Source organism: Variovorax sp. 10N432, assembly GCF_056394465.1.
Window position 1 is genome coordinate 1 of the sequence record NZ_JBFTHX010000053.1, and the last position, 23,252, is coordinate 23,252.

Below are 23,252 nucleotides of genomic sequence, written 5' to 3' on the forward strand. Positions count from 1 at the left end.
GGCAACAACACCTACACGGGCGGGACGACGATCTCGGCCGGCACGCTGCAGGTCGGCAACGGCGGCACCAGCGGCGCGATCGCCGGCAACGTGGCCAACGCCGGCGCGCTGGTCTTCAATCGTTCCGGCACGCTCAGCTACGGCGGCGTGATCTCGGGTGTCGGCACGGTGACCCAGACCGGCACCGGCACGACCGTGCTGACGGGCAACAACACCTACACCGGCGCCACCAGCGTCGCAGCCGGAACCTTGCAGGTCAACGGCGCGCTCGGCAACACCGCCGTCGGCGTCGCGAACAATGCCACGCTGGCGGGCAGCGGCTCGATCGCCGGAGCCGTGACGGTCGCCGATGGCGGCACGTTGCAAGGCCGCAGCGGTCAGACGCTGGCCACCGGCGCGCTGACGCTGGGCAGCAACTCGAACATCAATGTGGCGCTCGGCACGCCGAGCAGCACCGCGCTGTTCCAGGTCAACGGCGCCCTCACGCTCGACGGCCAGGTCAACGTCGCCGACCTCGGCGGCTTCGGCCCCGGCGTCTACCGGCTGGTGAACTACACCGGCGCGCTGACCGACAACGGCCTGCTGGTCGGCAGCACGCCGAGCGGCACATCGCTGTCGGTCCAGACCGCCGTCGCGAAGCAGGTCAACCTGGTCAACACGACCGGTCAGACGCTGAATTTCTGGGATGGCGGCAGTGCAGCCAATCTCAACAACGGCGCCATCGACGGCGGCACCGGCACCTGGACGGCGAGCTCCGGCAACTGGGCGAACCAGAACGGCACCCTCAATGCCCCGATGTCGCCGCAACCCGGTTTCGCGGTGTTCCAGGGGGCCTCGGGCACGGTCGCGGTCGACAACGCGCAAGGTGCAGTCGCCGTCACCGGCATGCAGTTCGCGACCAGCGGCTATGTGGTGCAGGGCGGCCCGGTCCAGCTGGTCGGGACGCAGGCGATCATCCGTGTCGGCGACGGCAGCGCGACGCCGATCACCGCCACTGTCGGCGCCGAGCTCGCGGGCACGGCCAAACTCGAAAAGACGGACCCGGGCACGCTCGTGCTCACCGGCGCCAACAGCTACAGCGGCGGCACGCTGATCACGGGCGGCACCCTGCAGCTGGGCGATGGCGGCACCAGCGGCTCGATCATCGGCGACGTGGCGAACAACGGCACGCTGGCCTTCAATCGCAGCGACGCCGTGAACTTCGCCGGCGCCATCAGCGGCAGCGGCGCCGTGAGCCAGATCGGCAGCGGCACGACCACGCTCAGCGGCGCCAACAGCTACAGCGGCGGCACCACGATCTCGGCCGGCACCTTGTCGGTGGCGAACGACGGCAACCTCGGCAACACCGCCGGCGGCATCACCTTCAACGGCGGCACGCTGAGCACCTCGGCAGACTTCACGTCGAACCGCGCGGTGACGCTGAACGCGGGCGGAGGCACGGTCAACACCAACGCCAACACGCTGACGCTGGGCGGCGCCATCACCGGCAGCGGCGGCCTGACCAAGGCCGGCATCGGCACGCTGGTGCTGGCCGGCACCGACAGCCACAGCGGCGGCACGACCATCTCGGCCGGCACCCTGCAGATCGGCAACACCACCACGGCCGGCACGCTGGCCGGCAACGTGACGGACAACGCCRCGCTGGTCTTCGCCAACACGGCGGCGCCGATCGCGGGCGTGATCTCGGGCAGCGGCACGGTCACCAAGACCGGCACCGGCACGACCGTGCTGACGGGCAACAACACCTATACCGGCGGGACGACGATCTCGGCCGGCACGCTGCAGCTCGGCAGCGGCGGCAGCAGCGGCTCGATCCTCGGCGACGTCGCCAACGAAGGCACGCTGGCCTTCAACCGCAGCGATGCCGTGACTGCGGCCGGCGGCATCTCGGGCAGCGGCGGCGTCCAGCAGCTCGGCGCCGGCACCACCACGCTCACCGCCGCCAACACCTACAGCGGCGGCACTGTGATCTCCGGCGGCACGCTGCAGCTCGGCAATGGCGGCACCAGCGGCTCGATCACCGGCGACGTGACCAACAACGGCAGGCTGGCCTTCAATCGCAGCGACGCCGTGGACTTTGCCGGCGCGATCAGCGGCAGCGGCGGCGTGAGCCAGCTCGGCGGCGGTACGACCACGCTCAGCGGCGCCAACAGCTACACCGGCGGCACGCTGATCTCTGCCGGCAAGTTGATCGGCAGCGCCGGCAGCTTCGGCGCCGGCGCGATCGTCGACAACGCGGCGCTCGAGATCCGGCAGGCCACCGATGCCACCTTCGCCAATGCGATCTCCGGCAACGGCAGCTTCACCAAGAGCGGCGCCGGCGCGCTCAACCTGACCGGCGACAGCAGCGCCTTCACGGGCAGCACGCTGGTCAAGACCGGCACGCTGGCGGTCAACGGTTCGCTCGGCGGCGCGCTGACGATGGCCAGCGGCACCACGCTCAAGGGCAACGGCACGGTCGGCACGACCGTAGTCCAATCGGGCGCGACGGTGGCGCCGGGCAATTCGATCGGCACCCTGCACGTGGCGGGCGACCTCACGCTGGCGGCGGGCTCGACCTACCAGGTCGAAGCCGCGGTCGACGGCCGCAGCGACCTGATCCGCGCCACCGGCGCGATCCACCTGCAGGGCGGTTCGCTGGCGGTGCTGGCCGACGGCAACTGGAATCCGACCACCACCTACACCATCCTCAACGCCGGTGCCGGCGTGAACGGCAGCTTCGGCGGCATCACGACCAACTTCGCCTTCCTCGACCCGACGCTCAGCTACAGCGCACAGGATGTGGTCCTGAACCTGAAGCGCAACGACACCACGTTCGAGTCGGTCGGCAACACGCCGAACGAGAGCCAGGCCGGCGGCGCGGTCGACGCCTCGGGCTCCGGCGCGCTCTACAACGCGGTGGTCAAGCTCGACGCCGTCACGGCGCGCAGCGCGTTCGCGCAACTCGGCGGCGAACTGCATGCCTCGCTCAAGTCGATGGCCATCGAGGACAGCCGCTACGTGCGCGACGCCGGCCTCGACCATGCCCGGCGCTCGCTCGGCGGCGTCGCCACCGGCACCGACACCGCCTCGAAGGACGGCGTCTGGGCCTATGCCTTCGGCGCCCGGGGCGACATCCGCGGCGACGGCAACGCCTCGAAGATCGACGGCTCGACCAGCGGCCTGCTGATCGGCGGCGACACGAAGGTCGGCGACGACTGGCGTGTCGGCCTGATGGCCGGCTACAGCAGCGGCAGCGCCGATCTCGACGCCCGCGCCTCGTCGGCCAGCAGCGACAGCTGGCACCTGGGCGTCTATGGCGGCCGCCAGTGGGGCGCCCTGGGCCTGCGGCTCGGCGCGAGCTACAGCGACAGCAGCATCGACACCCGGCGCGCGGTGGTGTTCGGCAATTTCGCCGACCTGCCGACCGCCAGCTACAAGGCGCAGACGGCGCAGCTGTTCGGCGAACTGGGCTGGCGCATCGATGCCGGCGCGGTCGCGGTCGAGCCCTTCGCCGGCCTCGCCTATGTCAACCTGCATACCGATGACTTCAGCGAGCGCGGTGGCTTCGCGGCGCTGCACGGCGCCGGCGACAGCACCGACATCGGCTACAGCACGCTGGGCGTGCGCGCCACCACCGACGTCGAACTCGGCGGCGCGAAGATGACGCTGCGCGGCATGCTGGGCTGGCGCCACGCGATCGGCAGCACCAGCCAGTACGCGTCGATGGCGCTGGCTTCGCAGTCGGCCTTCGTGGTCGCCGGCGTGCCGATCGCGAAGGATGCCGCGGTGGTCGAGGCGGGTGTCGACTTCTCGCTGCGCAAGGACCTGACGCTGGGCGTGTCCTACCTCGGCCAGGCCGGCAGCGGCGTGACCGACAACGGCGTCAAGGCCACCCTGCTGTGGAAGTTCTGATCTACACGGCACCCACGCTGCCGGTCACCGGCAGCACGATGCCCGTGATGTAGCTGGCGCAGCAGGGCGCGGCCAGGAACACATAGGCCGGCGACAGCTCCTCGGGCTGCGCCGGCCTTTTCATGTCGGTGTGGCGGCCGAAGTCCTTCACGTCTTCGGCCGGGCGGTCGGCGGGGTTCAGCGGCGTCCACACCGGCCCCGGCGCCACGGCGTTGACGCGGATGCCCTTGTCCAGCAGGTTGCTCGCCAGCGATTTCGTGAACGCGTGGATGGCCCCCTTGGTGGTCGAATAGTCGAGCAGCTCGGCGCTGCCTTCGAGGCCGGTCACCGAGCCAGTGTTGATGATCGAGCCGCCGCGCGGCAAGTGCGGCACCGCGGCCCGTGCCATCTGGAAGTAGCCGAAGACGTTGGTGCGCAGCGTGAGTTCGAAGCGTTCGTCCGTGATGTCCTCGATGGCCGCGGCGTGCAGCTGGAAGGCAGCGTTGTTGACCAGGATGTCGAGCCGCCCGAAGGCCTGCACCGTCTCGTCGACCGCGCGCTGGCAGAAGGCCGGGTCGCGCACGTCGCCCGGGATCAGCACGCAGTGCCTGCCCTCTGCCTCGATGCAGCGCTTGGTCTCCTCGGCATCGACTTGCTCCTCCTGCAGGTAGACGATCGCGACCTCGGCGCCTTCGCGCGCGTAGAGCAGCGCCACCGCGCGGCCGATGCCCGAGTCGCCGCCGGTCACCAGCGCCACCATGCCATCGAGCTTGCCGCTGCCCAGGTAACCCGAGGCCATGAAGCGCGGCTGCAGATCCATGTCGGCCTCGAGGCCCGGCTTCTTCAGGTGCTGGCTGGGCATCGGGTTCTCCGGCTCGGGCCGATGGCCCGCCTGCATGGGCTTCCCGCGTTCGGCTTGGCAGCCCGCTGTGCGGTCCTTGGCATCCTGCTCACGCTGCACCTTGCGATGCTCCGAAGCGACGCTGTCCGGGGATTTGGCGGAAGGGGTCATGAGAGTGCTCCTGGTGTCGGGATGGAAAGTGGGTGGGATGGCTTCACCGTAGGCAGGGGTGCGCCGCGTGCATGTCGTCCAACACCGCGTTGCCGATGCGGACTCGACCCAGTCCGACAGCGCGCCGGGGCCGGCACCTATGCCTGGGGCCTGGCCTGGCCAGCGATGCTGGCGCACCCCTTCACACGAAGCCGCGATGAGCACCCCTTCAGCGTCCGCGACCGCGCCCGCCGCACCCGCGAAAGCGCGCTGGTGGTCCAAGCTCGGCCCGGGCCTGATCACGGGCGCCGCGGACGACGACCCGAGCGGCATCGCCACCTATACCCAGGCCGGTGCGCAGCTCGGCTACGGTGTGGGCTGGACCCTGCTGTTGACCTATCCGCTGATGATGGGGATTCAGCTGGCCAGCGCGCGCATCGGTCGTGTCACAGGCAAGAACCTCACCGAGACCTTCGCCCGCTTCTGCCCCCGATGGATGGTGGCGACGCTGGTGTTGCTGCTGCTGGTCGCCAATGTCATCAACCTCGGCGCCGACCTCAGCGCGATGGGCGATTCGGCTGCGCTGGTGCTGCCCGGCCGGCCGGCCTGGTACGCCGTGGGCTTCGGCATCGTGTCGCTGCTGCTGCAGGTGTTCCTGCCCTACGAGCGCTATGTTCGCGTGCTCAAGTGGCTCACGCTGTCGCTGTTCGCCTACGTGGGCGTGGTGTTCGCGGTCGATGTCGACTGGGCCGCGGCGCTCAGGGGAACCTTCACGCCGGACTTCCACTGGAGCCGCGCGTACGTCACCACGGTGGTCGCGATCCTCGGCACCACGATCAGTCCGTACCTCTTCTTCTGGCAGGCCTCGCAGGAAGTGCAGGAGATCAAGCGCGTGGCCGCCGACCATCCGCTGCGCGTGGCGCCGGAACAGGCGCGCACGCAACTGCGCCGACTGCGCATCGACACCGCGGTCGGCATGGGCTTCTCGAACCTGATCGCCTTCTTCATCATCACCGCCGCCGCCGCCACGCTGCATGCCCATGGCCAGAGCCGGATCGAGACCACCGCCCAGGCCGCCGCCGCACTGAAGCCGATCGCCGGCGACCTCGCCTTCTGGCTCTTCGCGCTCGGCGTCCTGGGCACCGGCATGCTGGCGCTGCCGGTCCTCGCCGGATCGGCGGCCGAGGCGGTGGCCAGCTACTTCCACCTGCGCAAGGGGCTCGACCTGACGCTGGCGCGCGGCCGCAGCTTCTACGCCATCCTCGCGGCCGCGATGCTGCTGGGCGTGGGCATCAGCCTGTCGGGACTGAATCCGATCTCGGCCCTGTACTGGGCGGCGGTGATCAACGCCGTCATCTCGGTGCCGGTGATGGTCGCGGTGATGATCGCGGCGTCGAGTCCGGCGGTCATGGGCCAGATGGTGCTGCCGCACAAATGGCGGCTGCTGGGCTGGCTGGCGACCGCGGCCATGGCGGCCGCCTCGGTGGCGCTGGGGGTGGTCTCGTTCACGTAGCGGGGTGCGGTCGGGCGCTGTATATTCATCCAGCCCCATGGCCGCCCTCCTCTCCTCTCCCGCCGCCGCGCCACTCGCGGTCTCGGTCCGCACACTCTGCGCCTTCGCCGCCAAGGCCGGCGACCTCGACCTGCGCTTCGTGCCGGCCCCGAGTGGCCAGGAAGGCCAGGCGGGCCACCGGCTGGTTCAGTCCCGCCGCAGCCTCGACTACGAAAGCGAGGTCGGCCTGTCGGCGCGCTTCGGCCGGCTGCTGGTGCGCGGACGGGCCGATGGCTGGGACCCGCGGCGCCGCCGGGTCGAGGAAATCAAGACTTATCGCGGCGACTTCGGCCGCATCAAGGCCAACCATCGCGCGCTCCACTGGGCCCAGGCCCGCAGCTACGCATGGATGCTGTGCGAGCGCGACGCGCTGCCGGCGCTCGACGTCGCGCTGGTGTATCTGGACCTCGGCACCGAAAAGGAAACGGTGCTCGCGGAGAGCTGGACCCGTGCCGACCTGCAGCAGCACTTCGAGGCGCTGTGCGCGCGCTACCTGGCGTGGGCCGAGCAGGAGTCCGCCCACCGCGCGGCGCTCGATCCGGCGCTGGCGGCGCTCGCCTTTCCGCATGGCGGCTTTCGCCCTGGCCAGCGCGAGCTGGCCGAGGCGGTCTACCGCTCGGCGGTCTCGGCGCGCCCGCTGCTGGCCCAGGCGCCGACCGGCATCGGCAAGACCGTCGCCACCCTGTTTCCGCTGCTCAAGGCGCGGCCGGCGCGGCAGTTCGACAAGATCTTCTTCCTGACCGCCAAGACCTCGGGCCGCGCGGTCGCCCTCGGTGCGCTGCAGACCTTCGACCGCGCGCAGGCGCCGCTGCGGGTGCTCGAACTGGCGGCCCGCGAGAAGGTCTGCGAGTACCCCGGGCGGGCCTGCAACGGCGACGATTGCCCGCTCGCGCGCGGCTTCTACGATCGGCTGCCGGCGGCCCGCGGCGAAGCCATCGCCGCCGCCTGGCTCGACCGCGAGGCGCTGCGCGGCATCGCACTCGCCCACCAGGTCTGCCCGTACTTCCTCGCCCAGGAAATGGTGCGCTGGAGCGACGTGGTCATCGGCGACTACAACTACTACTTCGACGGCAGCGCCTTCCTGTATGCGCTCACCAAGGACGAGGAGTGGCGCGTCGCCCTGCTGGTCGACGAAGCCCACAACCTGCTGGACCGCGCGCGCGGCATGTACTCGGCGCAGCTCGATGCCGCGGCGCTCGAGGCGGTGCGCGCCAAGGCGCCGGCGCTGCTGCGCAAGCCGCTGGGGGGCCTGGCGCGCGAATGGCAACTGCTGCAGCGCGACCAGGTCGCCGCCTACCAGCCGCACGACCAGGTGCCCGAGCGCTTCGCGCGAGCCTTGCAGGAAGCGGTCTCGCTGATGGCCGAGCACTTTTCGGCCCGCCCCGACGAGCCGCCGGGGGCGCTCCAGCAATGCTTCTTCGACCTGCTCCAGTTCGCCCGGCTGGCCGACAGCTTCGGCAAGCATTCGGTCTTCGAGGCGACGCTCGGCCCGGGGGACACGCGTGCCCTGGCGATCCGCAACCTGGTGCCCGCGCCCTTCCTGCAGGCGCGCTTCGCCGATGCCGCCTCGGCGGCCTGCTTCTCGGGCACGCTGGCGCCCTTCTCGTTCTACCGCGACACGCTGGGCCTGCCCGAGAACACGGCGACGCTGGACGTGGGCTCGCCGTTCCGCAGCGAACAGCTCGATGTCCGGGTGGCGATGGACCTGTCGACCCGCTTTCGCGACCGGGACCAATCGCTCGACGCGTTGATCGACATCGTGGCGGCGCAGTTCGCGCGCCGCCCTGGCAACTACCTGGCCTTCTTCAGCAGCTTCGACTACTTGGACAGCGCCTCGGCCGCCTTCGAGCGGCGGCACCCGGGCATCCCGGCCTGGCGCCAGTCGCGCGGCATGCGCGAAGCGGAGCGCGAGGCCTTCCTGGCACGCTTCGCCGCCGGTGGCCAAGGGGTCGGCTTCGCCGTGCTCGGCGGCGCCTTCGGCGAAGGCATCGACCTGCCCGGCGACCGCCTGGTCGGGGCCTTCGTCGCCAGCCTGGGCCTGCCGCAGCACAACGAGCCGAACGAGGTGATGCGCGAGCGCATGGACGCGCTGTTCGGCGACGGCTATGCCTACACCTATGTCTATCCAGGTCTGCAGAAGGTGGTGCAGGCCGCCGGGCGCGTGATCCGCAGCGAGACCGATGCCGGCGTGCTCTACCTGCTGGACGACCGCTTCGCGCGGGAGGAGATCCGGGCGCTGCTGCCGGCCTGGTGGCAGCTGGAGCCGATGTTCGCCGGAGCGCGCTGAGTCTTCAGATCACCGGTCCCCGCACCGCGGCGCTGCGGCCGATCTTGCGCAGCCTGGCCGACAACTGGGCCTGGGTCTCGAGTTCGCGCTGCCACAACTCGTAGCCAGCGTCGCTCGGGTGGAGGCCGTCGCGGGAGCTCAGCCGCCGGGGATGGCGCGCGAACGGGTCGTCCTCGCGCGCCATGAACAGCGCCACGTGCTGGGCGCCGTTGGCCCGCGCCACCTCGGCCACGACGGCCTGGAGCCGGCGTGCCCGGTAGCTCATCCACCAGCTCCAGGGCGGCAGGAAGACGCGCAGGTTGCCGAGGTTGCCGGGCGGCATGAAGACCACCACCTGGGCGCGCACGCGGGCACGCTGCGCCACCCGCTGCACCAAGTCGCGCAAGGCGGCATCGCGGGTGGTGCCGAGCACGTCGTGGGTCCCGCCGAGCACCAGCACCGCGTCGAAGCGCTCGTCGCCGTCGAGCTGCTCGAGGATGTCGGCGAAGCGCGCCCCGGGCTGGGACTTGTTGACCACGGTCAGCGACGGATTGGCGCGCGACAGCAGGCCCGGCAGGCTGTGGATCGGGTCGCTGGCACCGGCGCCGCCGGCCGTGCTGTCGCCCACCACCAGCAGGCGCGCGCCTTCAGGCTCGGCCTGTCGCTCGAAGGGATGGGCCCGGCGCGCCAGCCGCGTCGACCGGTGCAGCCGCAAGGCGGCGTAGCCGGCGGTCGCGGCCGCCAGCCCGAGCAGCACGGACAAGCCGGCACCCGCTGCGATGTGACTTCGCTTCACCGTCGTCCCTGGCGGCGCCTCAGGCCGTATCGGTCCGCTTGGTGACCTCGCTCAACTGGAGCTCGATGCGGAAGAGTCGCTCGTTCAGGATCGCGGTCTGCAGCCGCAGCGCCTCGATGATCGCGCGGGTCGGCGCGTCGGGGGCATGGGTCGACAGCTCCTGCAGTTCGTGCAGCTTGTTGCGCAGTTCGTTGCTCATGGCAAGGCTCCATCGGGGTCGGTACCGCGCATCGTAGTCGGCCTGCGTCAGAATGCGCTGCTATCGTTTTCTCGTAGACCGGACCCCCATGAAGCTCGCCGAATCCTTTGCGGACGTTTCCCGCTTCGTCGCCATCCGCCGCGACATCCACGCCCACCCCGAACTCGGCTTCGAGGAGCACCGCACCTCCGAGAAGGTGGCGAGCCTGCTCGAGGAATGGGGCATCGAGGTGCACCGCGGCATCGCCGGCACCGGGCTGGTCGGCGTGCTGCGCCGCGGCAACGGCAAGCGGACCATCGGCCTGCGCGCCGACATGGATGCGCTGCCGCTGCACGAGGCCAACGAATTCGCCCACAAGTCGACCCACGCCGGGCGCATGCACGCCTGCGGCCACGACGGCCACACCACGATGCTGCTGGCCGCCGCCTGGCACCTGGCGCAGCAGGGCGCGGCTTTCGACGGCACCGTCCACTTCATCTTCCAGCCGGCCGAGGAGATGGGCAAGGCGGGTGCCAGGAAGATGATCCAGGACGGCCTGTTCGAGCGCTTCCCGTGCGACGCGGTCTTCGCGCTGCACAACTTCCCGGTCGGCGACGTCGGCCGCTTCGCGCTCAACGAAGGCGCGCTGATGGCATCGAGCAACACCTACAAGATCACGCTGCGCGGGCGCGGCACGCATGCCTCGATGCCGCACACCGGCCTTGACCCGGTCGGCGCGGTCGTCGCGCTGGCGCAGGCGCTCGCGACCCTCGTGCCGCGCACCATCGCCAGCACCGAGCGCGCCCTGCTCGCCGTCACGCAGCTGCAGGGCTCCGATGCGCCGAACGTGATCCCCGATGTCGCCTCGGTCGGCGGCACGGTGCGCACCTTCTCGATCGCCGCCCTGGACCTGATCGAGGCGCGCCTGCGCACCGTCGCCGAGGGCATCGCCGCGGCGCACGAGTGCACGGCCGAGGTGAGCTTCGTGCGCGCCTCGCCGCCGGTCGTCAACCATCCGGCCGAGGCCCGTTTCGCCGCCGAGGTGATGCGCGAGGTGGTCGGCGCCGACATGGTCACCGACGACTTCCCGGCCGTGATGGGGGCCGAGGATTTCGCCCACATGCTGATGGCGCGGCCCGGCTGCTACGCCTTCCTGGGCAACGGCGACGGCGACCACCGGCTCGACGGCCACGGCCCGGGGCCCTGCATCATCCACAACACCTCGTTCGACTTCAACGACCAGATCATCCCGATCGGCGCCAGCTACTTCGTGAAGCTGGTGGAGCGCTGGCTCCCGGTCGGCGGCCGCTGAGCGCACTTTTTTTTCTTCCCACAACAAGAAAGCATGCAGATGTCGAATCCGTTGACCCGTCGATCCCTGGCCGCGGCCGCCGCCTGGCTGGCATTGGGCGCCGCGCTGCCGGCGCGCGCGCAGCAGCGCGTGATCCGCATCGTGGTGCCCTTCGGCACCGGCGCCGTGCAGGACACCGTGGCGCGCGCCTTCAACAACGAGTTGGGCGCGGCGCTCAACGCCGCGGTGATCGTCGAGAACCGGGCCGGCGCCGGCGGCACGGTCGGTGCGGCCCTGGTGGCCAAGGCGCCGCCGGACGGCAGCACGCTGGTGCTGGCGGCGGCCAGCCACCACATCGCCGGCTTCCTCTACAGCAAGCTGCCCTACGAGCCGCTGAAGGACTTCGTGGGCGTCGCCAACCTCGGCAATGCCGGCTACGTGCTCGCGGTGGCGAGCGACCTCGATGTCGCGAACACCGCCGACTTCATCAAGCGGGTCAAGGCCAACCCCGGCAAGTACAACTACGCCTCGGCCGGCAACGGCAGCGCCACGCACCTTGCGATGGCGTCCTTCCTCGCCAGGGCCGGCCTGGAGATGACCCACATCCCGACCAAGTCGACCGGCGAGGCGGTCAACGAGGTGCTGGCCGGCCGCGTGCAGGCCGTGATCTCGTCGAGCGTCGGCGTGATGGGATTCCAGAACGACCCCCGCATGAAGCTGCTGGCCTCCACGGGCCAGGCGCGCAGCCAGTTCCTGCCCACGTTGCCCACCGTGGCGGAAAGCGGACTGCCGGGCTATGCCTTCGACTCCTGGATCGGCCTGCTCGCACCGGCCGGCACGCCCAAGGCCGAGGTCGAGCGCCTCAATGCGGCCACCAACAAGGTGCTGGCCGATCCGGCGATCCAGGAGCGCTTCAAGCGCCTCGGCGTCGAGCCGCGCAGCCAGAACGCCGAAGAGTTCCAGAAGCTGCTGCGGGCCGACTGGGACGCGATGGGCGCCGTGGTCAAGGCGTCGGGCGCGAAGGTCGACTGAGCCGGTCGGCCTGGCCGGTCGCACTAGCCGTGCGGGCTCGGCGGCAGGCTCTTCAGGAACAGGTACAGCGCCTGCACGTCGATGTCGCTCATTTCGCGCAGCGATCCGAAGGGCATCACCCGCACCGGCGTGCCATCGGGCCGCGTGCCGCTCCTGAAGAGCTGCTGGAAGGCGGCCGCATCGGCATAGCGCGTCATGGCCGTGCCTTCGCCGGGCGTCAGGTTGGCCGCCGCGGGCCAGTCGGGCGGCCCGCCGGGGATCTTGCCCCCATTGAGCTTCTCGCCATGGCAGCCCAGGCACATGTTGGCCACGTAGGCGCCGTGCTTCAGGCTCAGGCCTTCGGGCACCGGCGGCTCCGGCGGCCGCCCGTGGTCGATCTTGGCGGCGGCGTCCTGCATCAGGCCGAAACCATAGAAGGCGCGCACCGGCAGCGGCAAATCGACCACCGGGCCACCGCCGCTCGCCGGCGGCATGTGGCGCAGGTGGGCGACCAGCGCGGCCAGGTCGTCGTCGGTGAAGCGGTTGTAGTCCTCGCTCGGCATCACCATCAGGGGCCGGCCCAGCGGATTGACGCCGTGGCGGATCGAGCGCTCCCAGTCGGCCGGCGTGTAGCCGGCGACCACGCTGCCCGGACCCGGGCTGATGTTGGGCCCGGCAATGCGCATGCCCTTGCCGTCGTCGAGGAACACCTTGCCGCCGCCCTGGGCGCCATGGCAATCGACGCAGCCGCGCGAGGCGAACAGGTAGCGGCCGCGTTCGATCGCCGCGGCGTCGTCGCGGAAGGCCACGCCCCGCGCCGGGATGTCGATCTTGCGTTGCATCTTCCGTTGCGCCAGCTGGTCGCCGGCGAACAGGGCCGCCGCGGCCAGGGCGACCAGCAGCGCCAGCGCCAGCAGGATGCGCTTGAGCCAGCGCCGGCCCGGATGGGTGAGGGATGGATCGGTCAAGAAGGGACCTGTGCGTGTGAAAACGCATGATGGCGTACGTTTAGTACTGCCGTCCATACCACCTTTGCCAGAGGACCTGGCCGACCGGGGGACGGCCGCTTCTAGCCCGACGCCGCGTCGAGCGGCGGGCAGTCCCAGCCCAGCAGCTCGGCCAGCCGGCGGACGATCCACTCGGCTTCCGCGCCCGACACCCCGGCGTCGGGCACCGCCAGCCCGGCATGTATCCGGCGCAGGATCTCGTCCTCCGAGGGCACCTCGACGTGATGCAGCACCTGCGCATGCGCAACCAGGTGGTTGGCCAGGTCCTCGCAGATCTCGTAGCGGGCGCGCACGACCGCGATCGGCTCGGCGAGGCGCTGCCTGGTGTCGGTGTAGACCGCGAAGAACGAGGGCGGGATGTCGATCTGGTAGTCGTCGGACATGGGTGCGGGCCTGGGATCCAAATGAAAAACGCGCCCGGGGGGCGCGTTTCGAGAGTGCATGCGCCGCGGCGGCGCAGACGACCCGGTGGGCGATCAGCCGCCCTTCTTGGCCCGCTTGCCGGGGTTCTTCTTGCTGCGGGTCGCGGTGCCGCGCTCCAGGCTCACCTTTTGGCCGCCACCCGACTTGGGGACGTTGTAGCCGGGTTGCGGAACGGGCTTGGGGGTGGCAATGCGGTCTGCCTCGGTGCGGATTTTCTTGGGCATGGAAAGCTCAGGTGATAAGAAATCGAAGGACGTAATTAAGCCACATCGTCGAGCAGCCGCACTTTGACGGTCTTGCCCTTGACGCGGCCGGTGGAAAGCTTGTGCGCAGCCTCGCGCGCGATGCGCCGATCGACCGCCACGTATGTGGAGAATTCGTTGACGTTGATCTTGCCGACCTGGTCGCGCGTGAAGCCGGCCTCGCCGGTCAGCGCGCCCAGCACGTCGCCGGCGCGGATCTTCTCCTTGCGACCGCCGACGATCTGCAAGGTGGCCATCGGCGGCTGCAGCGGACCGGCGGCATCGGCCGTGAGCTCGGCCAGCGGATGCCATTCGGATTCGCGGCCCTGCAGCTGCTCGATCTTGCCGACGCTGCCCATCTCGTCCATGCTCGCGAGGTTGAGCGCCAGGCCTTGCGCCTCGCCGCGGCCGGTGCGGCCGATGCGGTGGATGTGGACCTCGGAGTCGGGCGTGACGTCGACGTTGATCACCGCCTCGAGGTCGGCGATGTCGAGGCCGCGCGCCGCGACGTCGGTCGCCACCAGCACCGAGCAGCTGCGATTGGCGAACTGCACCAGCACCTGGTCGCGTTCGCGCTGCTCGAGCTCGCCGAACAGGGCCAGCGCGCTGAAGCCCTGGGCCTGCAGCACCTGCACCAGGTCGCGGCATTGCTGCTTGGTGTTGCAGAAGGCGAGCGAGCTTTGCGGCCGGAAGTGGTTCAGCAGCAGGCTGACCGCATGCAGGCGCTCGGTGTTCTTGACCTGGTACCAGCGCTGGACGATCTTGCCCTCTTCGTGCTGGGCCTGCACCGTGATCTGCTGCGGGCTCTTCATGAACTGCGCCGCGAGCTTCTGGATGCCCTCGGGGTAGGTGGCCGAGAACAGCAGCGTCTGGCGCTCCTTCGGGCACAGGCGGGCGACCTTCACGATGTCCTCGAAGAAGCCCATGTCGAGCATCCGGTCGGCTTCGTCGAGCACCAGCGTGTTCAGCGCCTCGAGGTTCAGGCTGCCGCGGTCGAGGTGGTCCATGATGCGGCCCGGCGTGCCGACCACGATGTGGGCGCCGTGCTCGAGGCTGGCCAGCTGGCCGCGCAGGGCGACGCCGCCGCAGAGCGTGACCACCTTGATGTTTTCCTCGGCCCGGGCCAGGCGGCGGATTTCGGTCGTGACCTGGTCGGCCAGCTCGCGCGTCGGGCACAGCACCATGGCCTGGACGGCGAAGCGGCGCGGATTGAGGTTGGCCAGCAGGGCCAGCGCGAAGGCGGCGGTCTTGCCGCTGCCGGTCTTGGCCTGGGCGATCAGGTCCTTGCCGAGCAGCGCCACCGGCAGGCTGGCTGCCTGGATCGGCGTCATCTGCAGGTAGCCGAGCTGCGTCAGGTTCGCGAGCGCCTGCGGCGACAGCGGCAGCGTGGCGAAGTCGGTGGCGGGACCGGTCACGGGGAGGGTCAGCGGCGCTGCGAGTTGTTGCCGCCGCTGTTGACCGGCGGCGGACCACGGCGTTCCAGATGGCGGAACGTGATGCGGCCCTTGGTCAGGTCGTAGGGCGACAGCTCGAGCGACACCTTGTCGCCGGCCAGGATGCGGATGTGGTGCTTGCGCATCTTGCCGCCGCTGTAGGCGATCAGCTGGTGGCCGTTGTCGAGGGTGACGCGGTAGCGGGAGTCAGGCAGCACTTCGGTCACTGCGCCGTTCATTTCGATCAGTTCTTCCTTGGGCATGAATTACCTTTTGAATGGGATTGTCGTAATTGGATAGGAAATCGGTGTGCCGAATCAAGCGGCGCAAGGCGTGCGTGTTGCGCTGCGTTCGCGAATCCAGCCCAGGCCCTGGTCGATCGCGTAGCCGACGGCCGCCGCGTGACTGGCAAAACTGGGCGTGAAACGCATCACGCGGTCGTGCGTGCCGCTGCCGCGGCCGGATCGGATCGAGACCGATGCCGCATAACGGCCGTCGTCCAGGTCCTTGATGAGCGGCGAGACAAGGTACTTGCCCACTGCGATGCTGTGTTGAATGATGTCCATCGAAAGCCTTGGCAAATCCGCGACGCCGCGAAATGCCGAAATTGAGATTGAATAAAACGAGCGCAGGCCGGCCGGAAATGGCGCCCACCGGAGCGGACAGCGCGCTGTTCGCTTCAACAAAGTACGAAGGCAGTGGTGGCAAATCTTGGGCGCCCGGTCTGGCGCTCCAACACACTGTGGTGCCGGCTGGTCACGAGGGGCCCGGAGATCTCCAGAATCTCCAGCCTGGCCGGCAAATGACGAAAGTGCTTCGTCGTTAAATCGAAACGAACCCCGGATTATATCCGATCTGGCATGACAGTTGCTATTTCAGCTTCGTGACACTCCGCCCGGCGCTTGCGGGAGAGGCGCTTGCGGCGCACCATGGCGCCATCGTTCCAAGGAGCGCTGCCATGCAAAACCACCCCTTCGCCAAGCGGCCGCCGGCGCCGCCCCGGCGCTGGTGCTCGCAGTGGGTCGGGGTTTGGCTGGCCGCGCTGGCATGGCTCCCGCTGGCGCAGGCGGCCACCCCTGCGACGGCGGTCGATGCCGCCCGGGCCGAGGCCCAGGTGCAGGCGCTGCAGCGCGCCGGCGACGCGGTCGTCGCGCTCGAGGTCACGGCCACCGAGGGGGCTACCTCGGCCGAGAACCTGGGCCGGCAGCGCAGCGGGTCGGGCGTGGTGATCGGGCCCGACGGGCTGATCCTCACGATCGGCTACCTGCTGCTGGAGGCCGAGACCATCGAAGTCCTGACCCAGGACGACCGCCGGCTGCCGGCGCGCCAGGTGGCCTACGACCTGGCGACCGGCTTCGCGCTGGTGCGCCCGCTGGTGCCGCTGCCCGGCATCGAGCCGGTGCCCCTGGCCGGCGTCGGCGGGCTGCGGCCGGGCGAGCCGCTGCTGGCCGCCACCGGCGCCAGCGGTGGCACCGAGGTGGCGTTCACGCGCCTAGTGGCGACCCGGCCGTTCTCCGGCAACTGGGAGTACCACATCGACATCGCCCTCTTCACCAGCCCGCCGATCGCCAACCACAGCGGCGCCTCGCTGTTCAACCGCGATGGCGAGCTGGTCGGCATCGGCAGCCTGCTGGTGCGCGAGGCGGGTGGCCCGAACCGCCTGCCGGGCAACATGTTCGTGCCGGTCGAGCTGCTGCGGCCGGTGCTGGCCGAGATGCAGTCGACCGGCCGCACCCGGGCCAGCGTGCGGCCCTGGCTGGGGCTCTCGTCCTTCGAGCGCGATGGGCATGTGCAGATCGTGCGGGTAGACCGCTGGGGGCCGGCGCTCGAGGCCGGCCTGCAGCCGGGCGACGTGGTGCTCGAGATCGACGGCGTCCGGGTGGCGACTCTCGAGGCTTTCTACAAGCAGCTCTGGACCCGGCCGGACGCCGAGGCCGACGTCGAGCTCACCGTGCAGCAGGGCACGCAGATCCGCAAGGTCAAGGTGCACGCGGTCGACCGCATGCGGACCTTGCGCAAGCCGCAGGGGATCTAGGCGATCCCCAGCATCTTCCGGTTGGCCGCCCTGTCGGCCCCGCCGCCGGCGAAGTCGTCGAACGCCCGATCGGCCACGCGGATGATGTGGCGCTTGATGAACTCGGCGCCTTCGCGCGCGCCGTCCTCCGGGTGCTTGATGCAGCACTCCCATTCGAGCACCGCCCAGCCCGGGAAGTCATACGCCGCCATCTTCGAGAAGATGGCGCCGAAGTCGACCTGGCCGTCGCCGAGCGAGCGGAAGCGCCCGGCGCGGTCGATCCACGACTGGAAGCCGCCGTACACGCCCTGCTTGCCGGTCGGGTTGAACTCGGCGTCCTTGACGTGGAAGATCTTGATCCGCTCGTGGTAGTGGTCGATGTAGGCCAGGTAGTCGAGCTGCTGCAGCACGAAGTGGCTCGGGTCGTACAGCAGGCAGGCGCGCGGATGGTTGCCGACCCGCTCGAGGAACATCTCGTAGCTCACGCCATCGTGCAGGTCCTCGCCTGGATGGATCTCGTAGCAGACGTCGACGCCGGCCTCGTCGAAGGCGTCGAGGATCGGCTTCCAGCGCCGCGCCAGTTCGTCGAAGGCTTCCTCGATCAGGCCGGCCGGGCGCGGCGGCCAGGAGTAGAGGTAGGGCCAGGCCAGCGCGCCCGAGAAGGTCGCGTGCGCCGTCAGGCCGAGATGGGCCGAGGCCTGCGCCGCGTAGTGCAGCTGCTGCACGGCCCATTGCTGCCGCTTGACCGGATCGCCGCGCACCTCGGGCGCCGCGAAGCCGTCGAAGCCGGCGTCATAGGCCGGATGCACCGCCACCAGCTGGCCCTGCAGGTGGGTCGACAGCTCGGTGATCTCGAGGCCGTGGCGGGCCAGCGTTCCCTTGACTTCGTCGCAATAGGTCTTGCTCTCGGCCGCCTTGCGGAGGTCGAAGAGGCGCGCGTCCCAGCTCGGTATCTGCACGCCCTTGTAGCCCAGGCCGGCGGCCCAGCCGGCGATGGCGTCGAGGGAGTTGAAGGGCGCCGTGTCGGCGGCGAACTGGGCCAGGAAGATGGCCGGCCCCTTGATCGTCTTCATGTGCTTGTCTCCGGGTCGTGGGGCATCGATGATGCCATCGCGGCATGCCGTCCGACAGTGCGTCAGCCTGGCCGTCGCAGTGCACGTCGCGCCGGAAGGCGACACAATGGCCACTGCCACTCCACATAGCAGGGCCGCGGGGCACTCGCGGCGCAACAGAGCCAATGTCACAAACCGTTTCGGGGCGCCTCAAGATCGGTCTTTCCGCCTGCTTCTCCCACGCCGATCCCGCGCGCTCGCTGTTCACCAACAAGACGCTGCAGTATGTGGAGCAGTCGATCACGCACTGGCTGATGTCGGCCGGCGCGATGGTGGTGATGGTCCCCTGCCCGACCGGCGCCACCGCGCGCGGCGACACCAAGCTGTCGCATTACGCCGAATGGCTCGACGGCGTCGTGATGCACGGCGGCGCCGATGTCTGGCCCGGCAGCTACGGCGAGGTGCCGCTCAAGGACGCCTGGGTGGGCGACCGCATCCGCGACCTCTACGACCTGGCGCTGGTCGAGGCCTTCGAGCAGGCCGGCAAGCCGATCTTCGGCGTCTGCCGCGGCTTGCAGCTGATCAACGTGGCCTTCGGCGGCACGCTCTACCAGGACATCGAGGCCCAGCACCCGAACGCGCTGCGGCACCGCGACGCCGAGACCTACGACCAGAACTTCCACGAGATCAGCATCACGCCCGGCTCCCGCCTTTCCAAGCTCTACCCGGGCATGGAAAGCGCGCGCGTCAACAGCATCCATCACCAGGGCGTCAAGGACCTGGCGCCGGGCTTCGAGGTCGATGCGTGGAGCATCCCCGACCGCATTCCCGAAGCCATCCGCCGCAAGGGGGACCGCGGCCGCAGCTACATCGCCGCGACCCAGTGGCACCCTGAGTTCCATACCTACGGCGCCACCGACACCGTCGACGACACGGCCATCCTGCAAGACTTCCTGTGGGCCTGCGCCACCGCCAAGGTCAGCCCCCGGGGGCCGCTGCGCAGCGCCCCCGGCCGCATAAAAAACCGGGCGGCACGGCTGCTGCGGCAGGCCCTCCTGATGCGTTGAGCCGCGCCGTCAGCGGCTCTGGTTCTTGACGTTGCTGACGTTGGCGTCGATCGTGCCGAACACGGTGATGCCGCTGCTGCTGCTCGCGGCACTGCCGCCGTCGGCGCCCGAGGCACCGCGCGATGCACAGCCCGCCGCCAGGCAGAGTGTGGCGGCGAACGCAGCCGCAATGAGTGTCTTCATGCGAATCCCCTTCATGCGCCGAGATGCTTGCCGACGATGCCGGCCAGCTCGAACATCGTGACCTGGTCCTTGCCGAACACCGGCTTGAGCTTGGCGTCGGCATTGATGGCGCGCTTGTTGGCCGCGTCCTGCAGGCCGTTGGCCTTGATGTAGTCCCACAGCTTCTTGATGACCTCGGTGCGCGCCACCGGTTCGGCGCCGATCACCGCGGCCAGCGCGTCGCTGGGCTTGAGTCCGGCGCCCGGCTTGCGCGGCGCCTTGGGCGCGGCGGCCTTCTTCGCCGCCGCGACCTTCTTGGCCGCCGTCGTCTTGGCTGCCGCCTTCTTCGCTGCCGCCGGCGCCGCCTTGGCGAAGGTCTTGCGCGGCGGGAACTTGCTGGTCCGCGGCTCGAACTCGAAGGTCACCTTGCCCTCGTCCTTGTTCCACGTGAGAAAGGCCTTGAAGGCGCGGCGGGTGCGCATCGAGACGAACTTGTCGAGCAGGTCGGTCTTGCCGGTGGCCAGCAGCTTCTCGACCTGGGCCCGCTCGATCGGCTGCTGCAGGATGATCTTGCCGGTCTTGAAGGTGCAGCTCGGCGTCGGCTGCGCGGTGGTCGGCACCGATTTCTCGCAGACGTAGTTGCTGCCGTGCTCGAACACCGGCGCGCCGCAGACCGGGCACGGGCCCACGGTGTCCTGCTGGCTGAAGTCGACGATCTCGCCGGTGTCGGCGTTCTTGTCGTCGCCGAAGTCGAACTCCAGCTTCCAGTTCTTCGCCTCGTCGTCGAACTTCAGGATGATCTCGGAGGTGAAGGGCCACCCGGCCTTCGAGCGGAAGCCTTCCAGCGGGCCGATGTGCTTGTCGCGCAGCAGCGCCTCGGCCTCGGCCACCTCGAAGGTGCGCCCGGCCGGCGACTTGCCGAACGAGAAGCCGCAGGGCTCGCTGCCGGCTTGTCCGGCGGCGTCATGTGCACGCCCGTGGGCGTCGGCGCTCGCGCCGGCGCCCGGCTTGCCGGTGCAGCTGTAGCGGCGGTAGTTCTCCTTGACCACGCCGCCGCAATTGGGGCACGGCGTCGCCAGCGTGGCGTAGTCGCCGGGCACGGTGTCGCGGTCGTATTCCTTGGCCTTCTTGACGATGTGCTCCGTCATCTCGGCGATCTCGCGCATGAAGGCCTCGCGGCTCAGCTTGCCGTGCTCCATCTGCGCGAGCTTGTATTCCCATTCGCCGGTCAGCTCGGCCTTGGAGAGTTCCTCGACGCCGAGACCGCGCAGCAAGGTCATCAGCTGGAAGGCCTTGGCGGTCGGGATCAGTTCGCGGCCTTCGCGGATCATGTATTTCTCGGCCAGCAGGCCTTCGATGGTGGCCGCGCGCGTGGCCGGCGTGCCCAGGCCCTTCTCCTGCATGGCCTCGCGCAACTCGTCGTCGTCGATGGTCTTGCCGGCGCCTTCCATCGCGCCGAGCAGCGTGGCTTCCGAATAGCGCGCCGGCGGGCGGGTCTTCAGGCCCTTGAGGTCGACCGATTCGGCCTTCACGACCTCGCCCGGCTTGACCGGCACCAGGCGCTTGCCGTCCTTGTCGTCTTCCTTCTCGTCGTCCTCGGCTTCCTTGCCCCAGATCGCCAGCCAGCCGGCCTTCACGAGCACCTTGCCGTCGGTGCGGAACGGGTACTTCTTGCCGCCCTGCTCGACCGTGCTGATGCGCGTCGTGACCTGGTACTCGGCGCTCGGGAAGAACACCGACATGAAGCGCCGCACCACGAAGTCGTACAGCTTCTGCTCGGCATCGGACAGGCCGCTGGGCGCCTGCAGGGTCGGGATGATCGCAAAGTGGTCGCTGACCTTCGCGTTGTCGAAGATGCGCTTCGACGGCTTCACGTAGTTGTTGTCGACCGCCTGCTGCGCGAAGGGCGCGAGGTGCTTCATGCCGCTGTTGGCCAGCATCTTCATCGTGTCCTTGACCACCGGCAGGTAGTCCTCGGGCAGCGCGCGCGAGTCGGTCCGCGGATAGGTCAGCGCCTTGTGGCGTTCGTAGAGGCTCTGCGCCAGCGCCAGCGTGGTCTTGGCGCTGAAGCCGAAGCGGCCGTTGGCCTCGCGCTGCAGCGAGGTCAGGTCGAACAGCAGCGGCGATGCGCTGGTGGTGGGCTTGCTCTCTTCGGTGACGGTGGCGGGCTTGCCGCGCGCGGCGTCGGCGATCTCGCGCGCCTCGCGCTCGTTCCAGACCCGGTCGGCACGCTGCTCGGGGTCGGGCACGCCGTCGGGGCCGGGCGGCGGCTTCTTCCAGTTCGGGTCGAACCACTTGCCCGGGTAGCTGCCGGCCTCGGCCAGGAAGCTGCCGTGCACCTCCCAGTAGTCGCGGCTGACGAACTTGCGGATCTTTTCCTCGCGCTCGACCACCACCGACAAGGTCGGCGTCTGCACCCGCCCGACTGTGGTCAGGAAGAAGCCGCCGTCGCGCGAGTTGAAGGCGGTCATGGCGCGCGTGCCGTTGATGCCGACCAGCCAGTCGGCCTCGGAGCGCGAGCGGGCGGCATCGGCCAGGCCCTGCATCTGCTTGTCGGTGCGCAGCTGGTCGAAGCCGTCGCGGATCGCCTGCGGCGTCATCGACTGCAGCCACAGCCGCTTGACCGGCTTGCCCAGCGGCGCCTTGCCGCCGGCGTATTGCTCGATCAGGCGGAAGATCAGTTCGCCTTCGCGGCCCGCGTCGCAGGCGTTGACCAGCTGGGTCACGTCCTTGCGCTTGGCCTGCTTGACCACCGCGTTGAGCCGCGTCTTGGTTTTGTCGACCGGCTTCAGGTCGAAGCGCGGCGGGATCACCGGCAGGTTGGCAAAGCTCCACTTGCCGCGCTTGACGTCGAATTCTTCCGGCGCCTGGATCTCGACCAGGTGACCCACGGCACTGGTGACGACGTACTTGTCGTTCTCGAAGTGCTCGTCGTGCTTGTCGAACTTGCCGGCCACCGGCGTCAACGCGCGCACGATGTCCTGCGCCACCGAGGGTTTTTCTGCAATCACCAACGTTTTCATTCAACCAATCCTATTCATTCAGTCCACTTCCGCATCCCCCGACAGGGGTTGCCCCCTCCCCTGGCCGCCCCACGCGAGGCGGGGCTGGGGGCGGCCAGGCCGCCGCCGGGCCGCCCCAAGGCGGCCTGCGCCCCCTCGGGGGGCAGCGAACCACACGAAGTGGGGAGCGTGGGGGCGACATTTACAATCGGCGGTTCTCGCGTGCGTACGCGCACGCGCATGCGTACATATTCAAACTAACAGACTTCGGCGATGCCTTCCAAATCCCCCATTTCCGGCGGCCGCCGAATCCAGACCCGTCGCTCCGGGGTCCACGGCAACGGCGTCTTCGCCGTGCAGGATATTGCAGAAGGCGAAACGCTCATCGAATACAAGGGCGAGATCATTTCCTGGAAGGAAGCCCTCCGGCGCCATCCCCACGATCCGACCCAGCCGCAGCACACCTTCTACTTCCACGTCGACGATGACCGCGTGATCGACGGCAATGTCGACGGCAACGCCTCGCGCTGGATCAATCACTCTTGCGAGCCGAATTGCGAGGCCGACGAGCAGAACGGCCGGGTTTTCATCAAGGCGCTGCGCAACATCGCGGCCGGCGAAGAGCTGAGCTACGACTACGGGCTGATCATCGACGAGCCGTACACCAAGAAGCTGCTGTCCGAGTTCCCCTGCTGGTGCGGCTCGGCGGACTGCCGCGGCACGCTGCTGGCGCCGAAGGACGACGACGAGGTCAAGAAGAAAAAGAAGAAGAAAAAGGCCAAGAAAAAGGCCGAAAAGAAGGCTGCAAAGCAGGCCGACAGGCAATCCGCCAAGGCCGACAAGAAAAAGAACCCCAAGGCCGAGAAGGCCGAAAAGGCCGACAAGCGCTGAG

The 23,252-nt window shown here is 69.4% G+C and carries 20 protein-coding genes; 8 read left to right on the plus strand and 12 right to left on the minus strand.

What is annotated here, in order from left to right; all coding sequences use genetic code 11:
* Positions 1 to 3,894: autotransporter outer membrane beta-barrel domain-containing protein (locus tag AC1DF3_RS33240; protein WP_478142295.1), on the plus strand; the 3,894-nt coding region annotated here is incomplete at its 5' end.
* A 1-nt stretch (position 3,895) separates the two neighbouring features.
* Here the strand turns inward: AC1DF3_RS33240 and AC1DF3_RS33245 are convergent.
* Entirely contained in the window at positions 3,896 to 4,885 is a 990-nt protein-coding gene (locus AC1DF3_RS33245) for an SDR family oxidoreductase (protein WP_478142296.1), read from the minus strand.
* A 196-nt stretch (positions 4,886 to 5,081) separates the two neighbouring features.
* Between AC1DF3_RS33245 and AC1DF3_RS33250 the strand changes: the two genes are divergently transcribed.
* Positions 5,082 to 6,377 carry an Nramp family divalent metal transporter gene (locus AC1DF3_RS33250; protein ID WP_478142297.1) on the plus strand — a complete coding sequence of 432 codons (1,296 nt, stop codon included), beginning with the start codon at positions 5,082 to 5,084 and terminating at the stop codon, positions 6,375 to 6,377.
* Between the two features lie 37 nt (positions 6,378 to 6,414).
* Entirely contained in the window at positions 6,415 to 8,703 is a 2,289-nt protein-coding gene (locus AC1DF3_RS33255; RefSeq protein WP_478142298.1) for an ATP-dependent DNA helicase, read from the plus strand.
* Positions 8,704 to 8,707: 4 nt separating this feature from the next.
* On the opposite strand, the gene AC1DF3_RS33260 is transcribed toward AC1DF3_RS33255, so the two are convergent.
* Together AC1DF3_RS33260 and AC1DF3_RS33265 are read right to left on the minus strand one after the other, a co-directional pair.
* Complete coding sequence (locus tag AC1DF3_RS33260; RefSeq protein WP_478142299.1) at positions 8,708 to 9,478, minus strand: SGNH/GDSL hydrolase family protein; 771 nt, start codon at positions 9,476 to 9,478, stop codon at positions 8,708 to 8,710.
* 19 nt (positions 9,479 to 9,497) lie between these two features.
* Positions 9,498 to 9,677 carry a hypothetical protein gene (locus AC1DF3_RS33265; protein WP_286519694.1) on the minus strand — a complete coding sequence of 60 codons (180 nt, stop codon included), beginning with the start codon at positions 9,675 to 9,677 and terminating at the stop codon, positions 9,498 to 9,500.
* Between the two features lie 88 nt (positions 9,678 to 9,765).
* On the opposite strand from AC1DF3_RS33265, the gene AC1DF3_RS33270 reads away from it, so the two are divergent.
* Positions 9,766 to 10,968 (plus strand): M20 aminoacylase family protein, encoded by a 1,203-nt coding sequence (locus AC1DF3_RS33270; protein WP_286533313.1) that lies wholly within the window; start codon positions 9,766 to 9,768, stop codon positions 10,966 to 10,968.
* Positions 10,969 to 11,001: 33 nt separating this feature from the next.
* On the plus strand, positions 11,002 to 11,979 hold the full coding sequence (locus AC1DF3_RS33275) for a tripartite tricarboxylate transporter substrate-binding protein (protein WP_478142300.1): 978 nt from the start codon (positions 11,002 to 11,004) through the stop codon (positions 11,977 to 11,979).
* A gap of 23 nt (positions 11,980 to 12,002) precedes the next feature.
* Here AC1DF3_RS33275 and AC1DF3_RS33280 read toward each other — a convergent pair whose 3' ends face one another.
* The 6 genes from AC1DF3_RS33280 to AC1DF3_RS33305 all read right to left on the minus strand — a co-directional run bounded on the left by AC1DF3_RS33280 (position 12,003) and on the right by AC1DF3_RS33305 (position 15,629).
* Positions 12,003 to 12,926 carry a c-type cytochrome gene (locus AC1DF3_RS33280; protein ID WP_478142301.1) on the minus strand — a complete coding sequence of 308 codons (924 nt, stop codon included), beginning with the start codon at positions 12,924 to 12,926 and terminating at the stop codon, positions 12,003 to 12,005.
* Positions 12,927 to 13,027: 101 nt separating this feature from the next.
* The gene (locus tag AC1DF3_RS33285) at positions 13,028 to 13,348 is read right to left on the minus strand and encodes a hypothetical protein (protein ID WP_286533318.1); all 321 of its coding nucleotides are present in this window, start codon (positions 13,346 to 13,348) and stop codon (positions 13,028 to 13,030) included.
* 93 nt (positions 13,349 to 13,441) lie between these two features.
* The gene (locus AC1DF3_RS33290) at positions 13,442 to 13,612 is read right to left on the minus strand and encodes a hypothetical protein (protein WP_286371840.1); all 171 of its coding nucleotides are present in this window, start codon (positions 13,610 to 13,612) and stop codon (positions 13,442 to 13,444) included.
* A gap of 35 nt (positions 13,613 to 13,647) precedes the next feature.
* Positions 13,648 to 15,045 carry an ATP-dependent RNA helicase DbpA gene (dbpA, locus tag AC1DF3_RS33295; protein ID WP_478142302.1) on the minus strand — a complete coding sequence of 466 codons (1,398 nt, stop codon included), beginning with the start codon at positions 15,043 to 15,045 and terminating at the stop codon, positions 13,648 to 13,650.
* 8 nt (positions 15,046 to 15,053) lie between these two features.
* Complete coding sequence (gene infA, locus AC1DF3_RS33300) at positions 15,054 to 15,326, minus strand: translation initiation factor IF-1 (protein ID WP_286519699.1); 273 nt, start codon at positions 15,324 to 15,326, stop codon at positions 15,054 to 15,056.
* Between the two features lie 54 nt (positions 15,327 to 15,380).
* Positions 15,381 to 15,629, minus strand: a complete 249-nt coding sequence (locus AC1DF3_RS33305; RefSeq protein ID WP_286533322.1) for a hypothetical protein — start codon at positions 15,627 to 15,629, stop codon at positions 15,381 to 15,383.
* Positions 15,630 to 16,021: 392 nt separating this feature from the next.
* On the opposite strand from AC1DF3_RS33305, the gene AC1DF3_RS33310 reads away from it, so the two are divergent.
* Positions 16,022 to 17,098 carry a S1C family serine protease gene (locus tag AC1DF3_RS33310; protein WP_286533324.1) on the plus strand — a complete coding sequence of 359 codons (1,077 nt, stop codon included), beginning with the start codon at positions 16,022 to 16,024 and terminating at the stop codon, positions 17,096 to 17,098.
* Here the strand turns inward: AC1DF3_RS33310 and AC1DF3_RS33315 are convergent.
* Positions 17,095 to 18,150 carry a sugar phosphate isomerase/epimerase family protein gene (locus tag AC1DF3_RS33315; RefSeq protein ID WP_286533326.1) on the minus strand — a complete coding sequence of 352 codons (1,056 nt, stop codon included), beginning with the start codon at positions 18,148 to 18,150 and terminating at the stop codon, positions 17,095 to 17,097. The genes AC1DF3_RS33310 and AC1DF3_RS33315 overlap by 4 nt on opposite strands.
* Positions 18,151 to 18,314: 164 nt before the next feature.
* Here AC1DF3_RS33315 and AC1DF3_RS33320 point away from each other — a divergent pair, with 164 nt between their 5' ends.
* On the plus strand, positions 18,315 to 19,196 hold the full coding sequence (locus tag AC1DF3_RS33320) for a gamma-glutamyl-gamma-aminobutyrate hydrolase family protein (protein ID WP_478142303.1): 882 nt from the start codon (positions 18,315 to 18,317) through the stop codon (positions 19,194 to 19,196).
* 9 nt (positions 19,197 to 19,205) lie between these two features.
* Here AC1DF3_RS33320 and AC1DF3_RS33325 read toward each other — a convergent pair whose 3' ends face one another.
* A complete protein-coding gene (locus AC1DF3_RS33325; protein ID WP_286533330.1) occupies positions 19,206 to 19,379 on the minus strand; it encodes a hypothetical protein in 174 nt (57 codons plus the stop codon).
* A gap of 11 nt (positions 19,380 to 19,390) precedes the next feature.
* Entirely contained in the window at positions 19,391 to 22,381 is a 2,991-nt protein-coding gene (locus AC1DF3_RS33330; protein WP_478142304.1) for a DNA topoisomerase III, read from the minus strand.
* Between the two features lie 252 nt (positions 22,382 to 22,633).
* On the opposite strand from AC1DF3_RS33330, the gene AC1DF3_RS33335 reads away from it, so the two are divergent.
* Entirely contained in the window at positions 22,634 to 23,251 is a 618-nt protein-coding gene (locus AC1DF3_RS33335) for an SET domain-containing protein (protein WP_478142305.1), read from the plus strand.
* The last annotated feature ends 1 nt before the right edge of the window (position 23,252 follow it).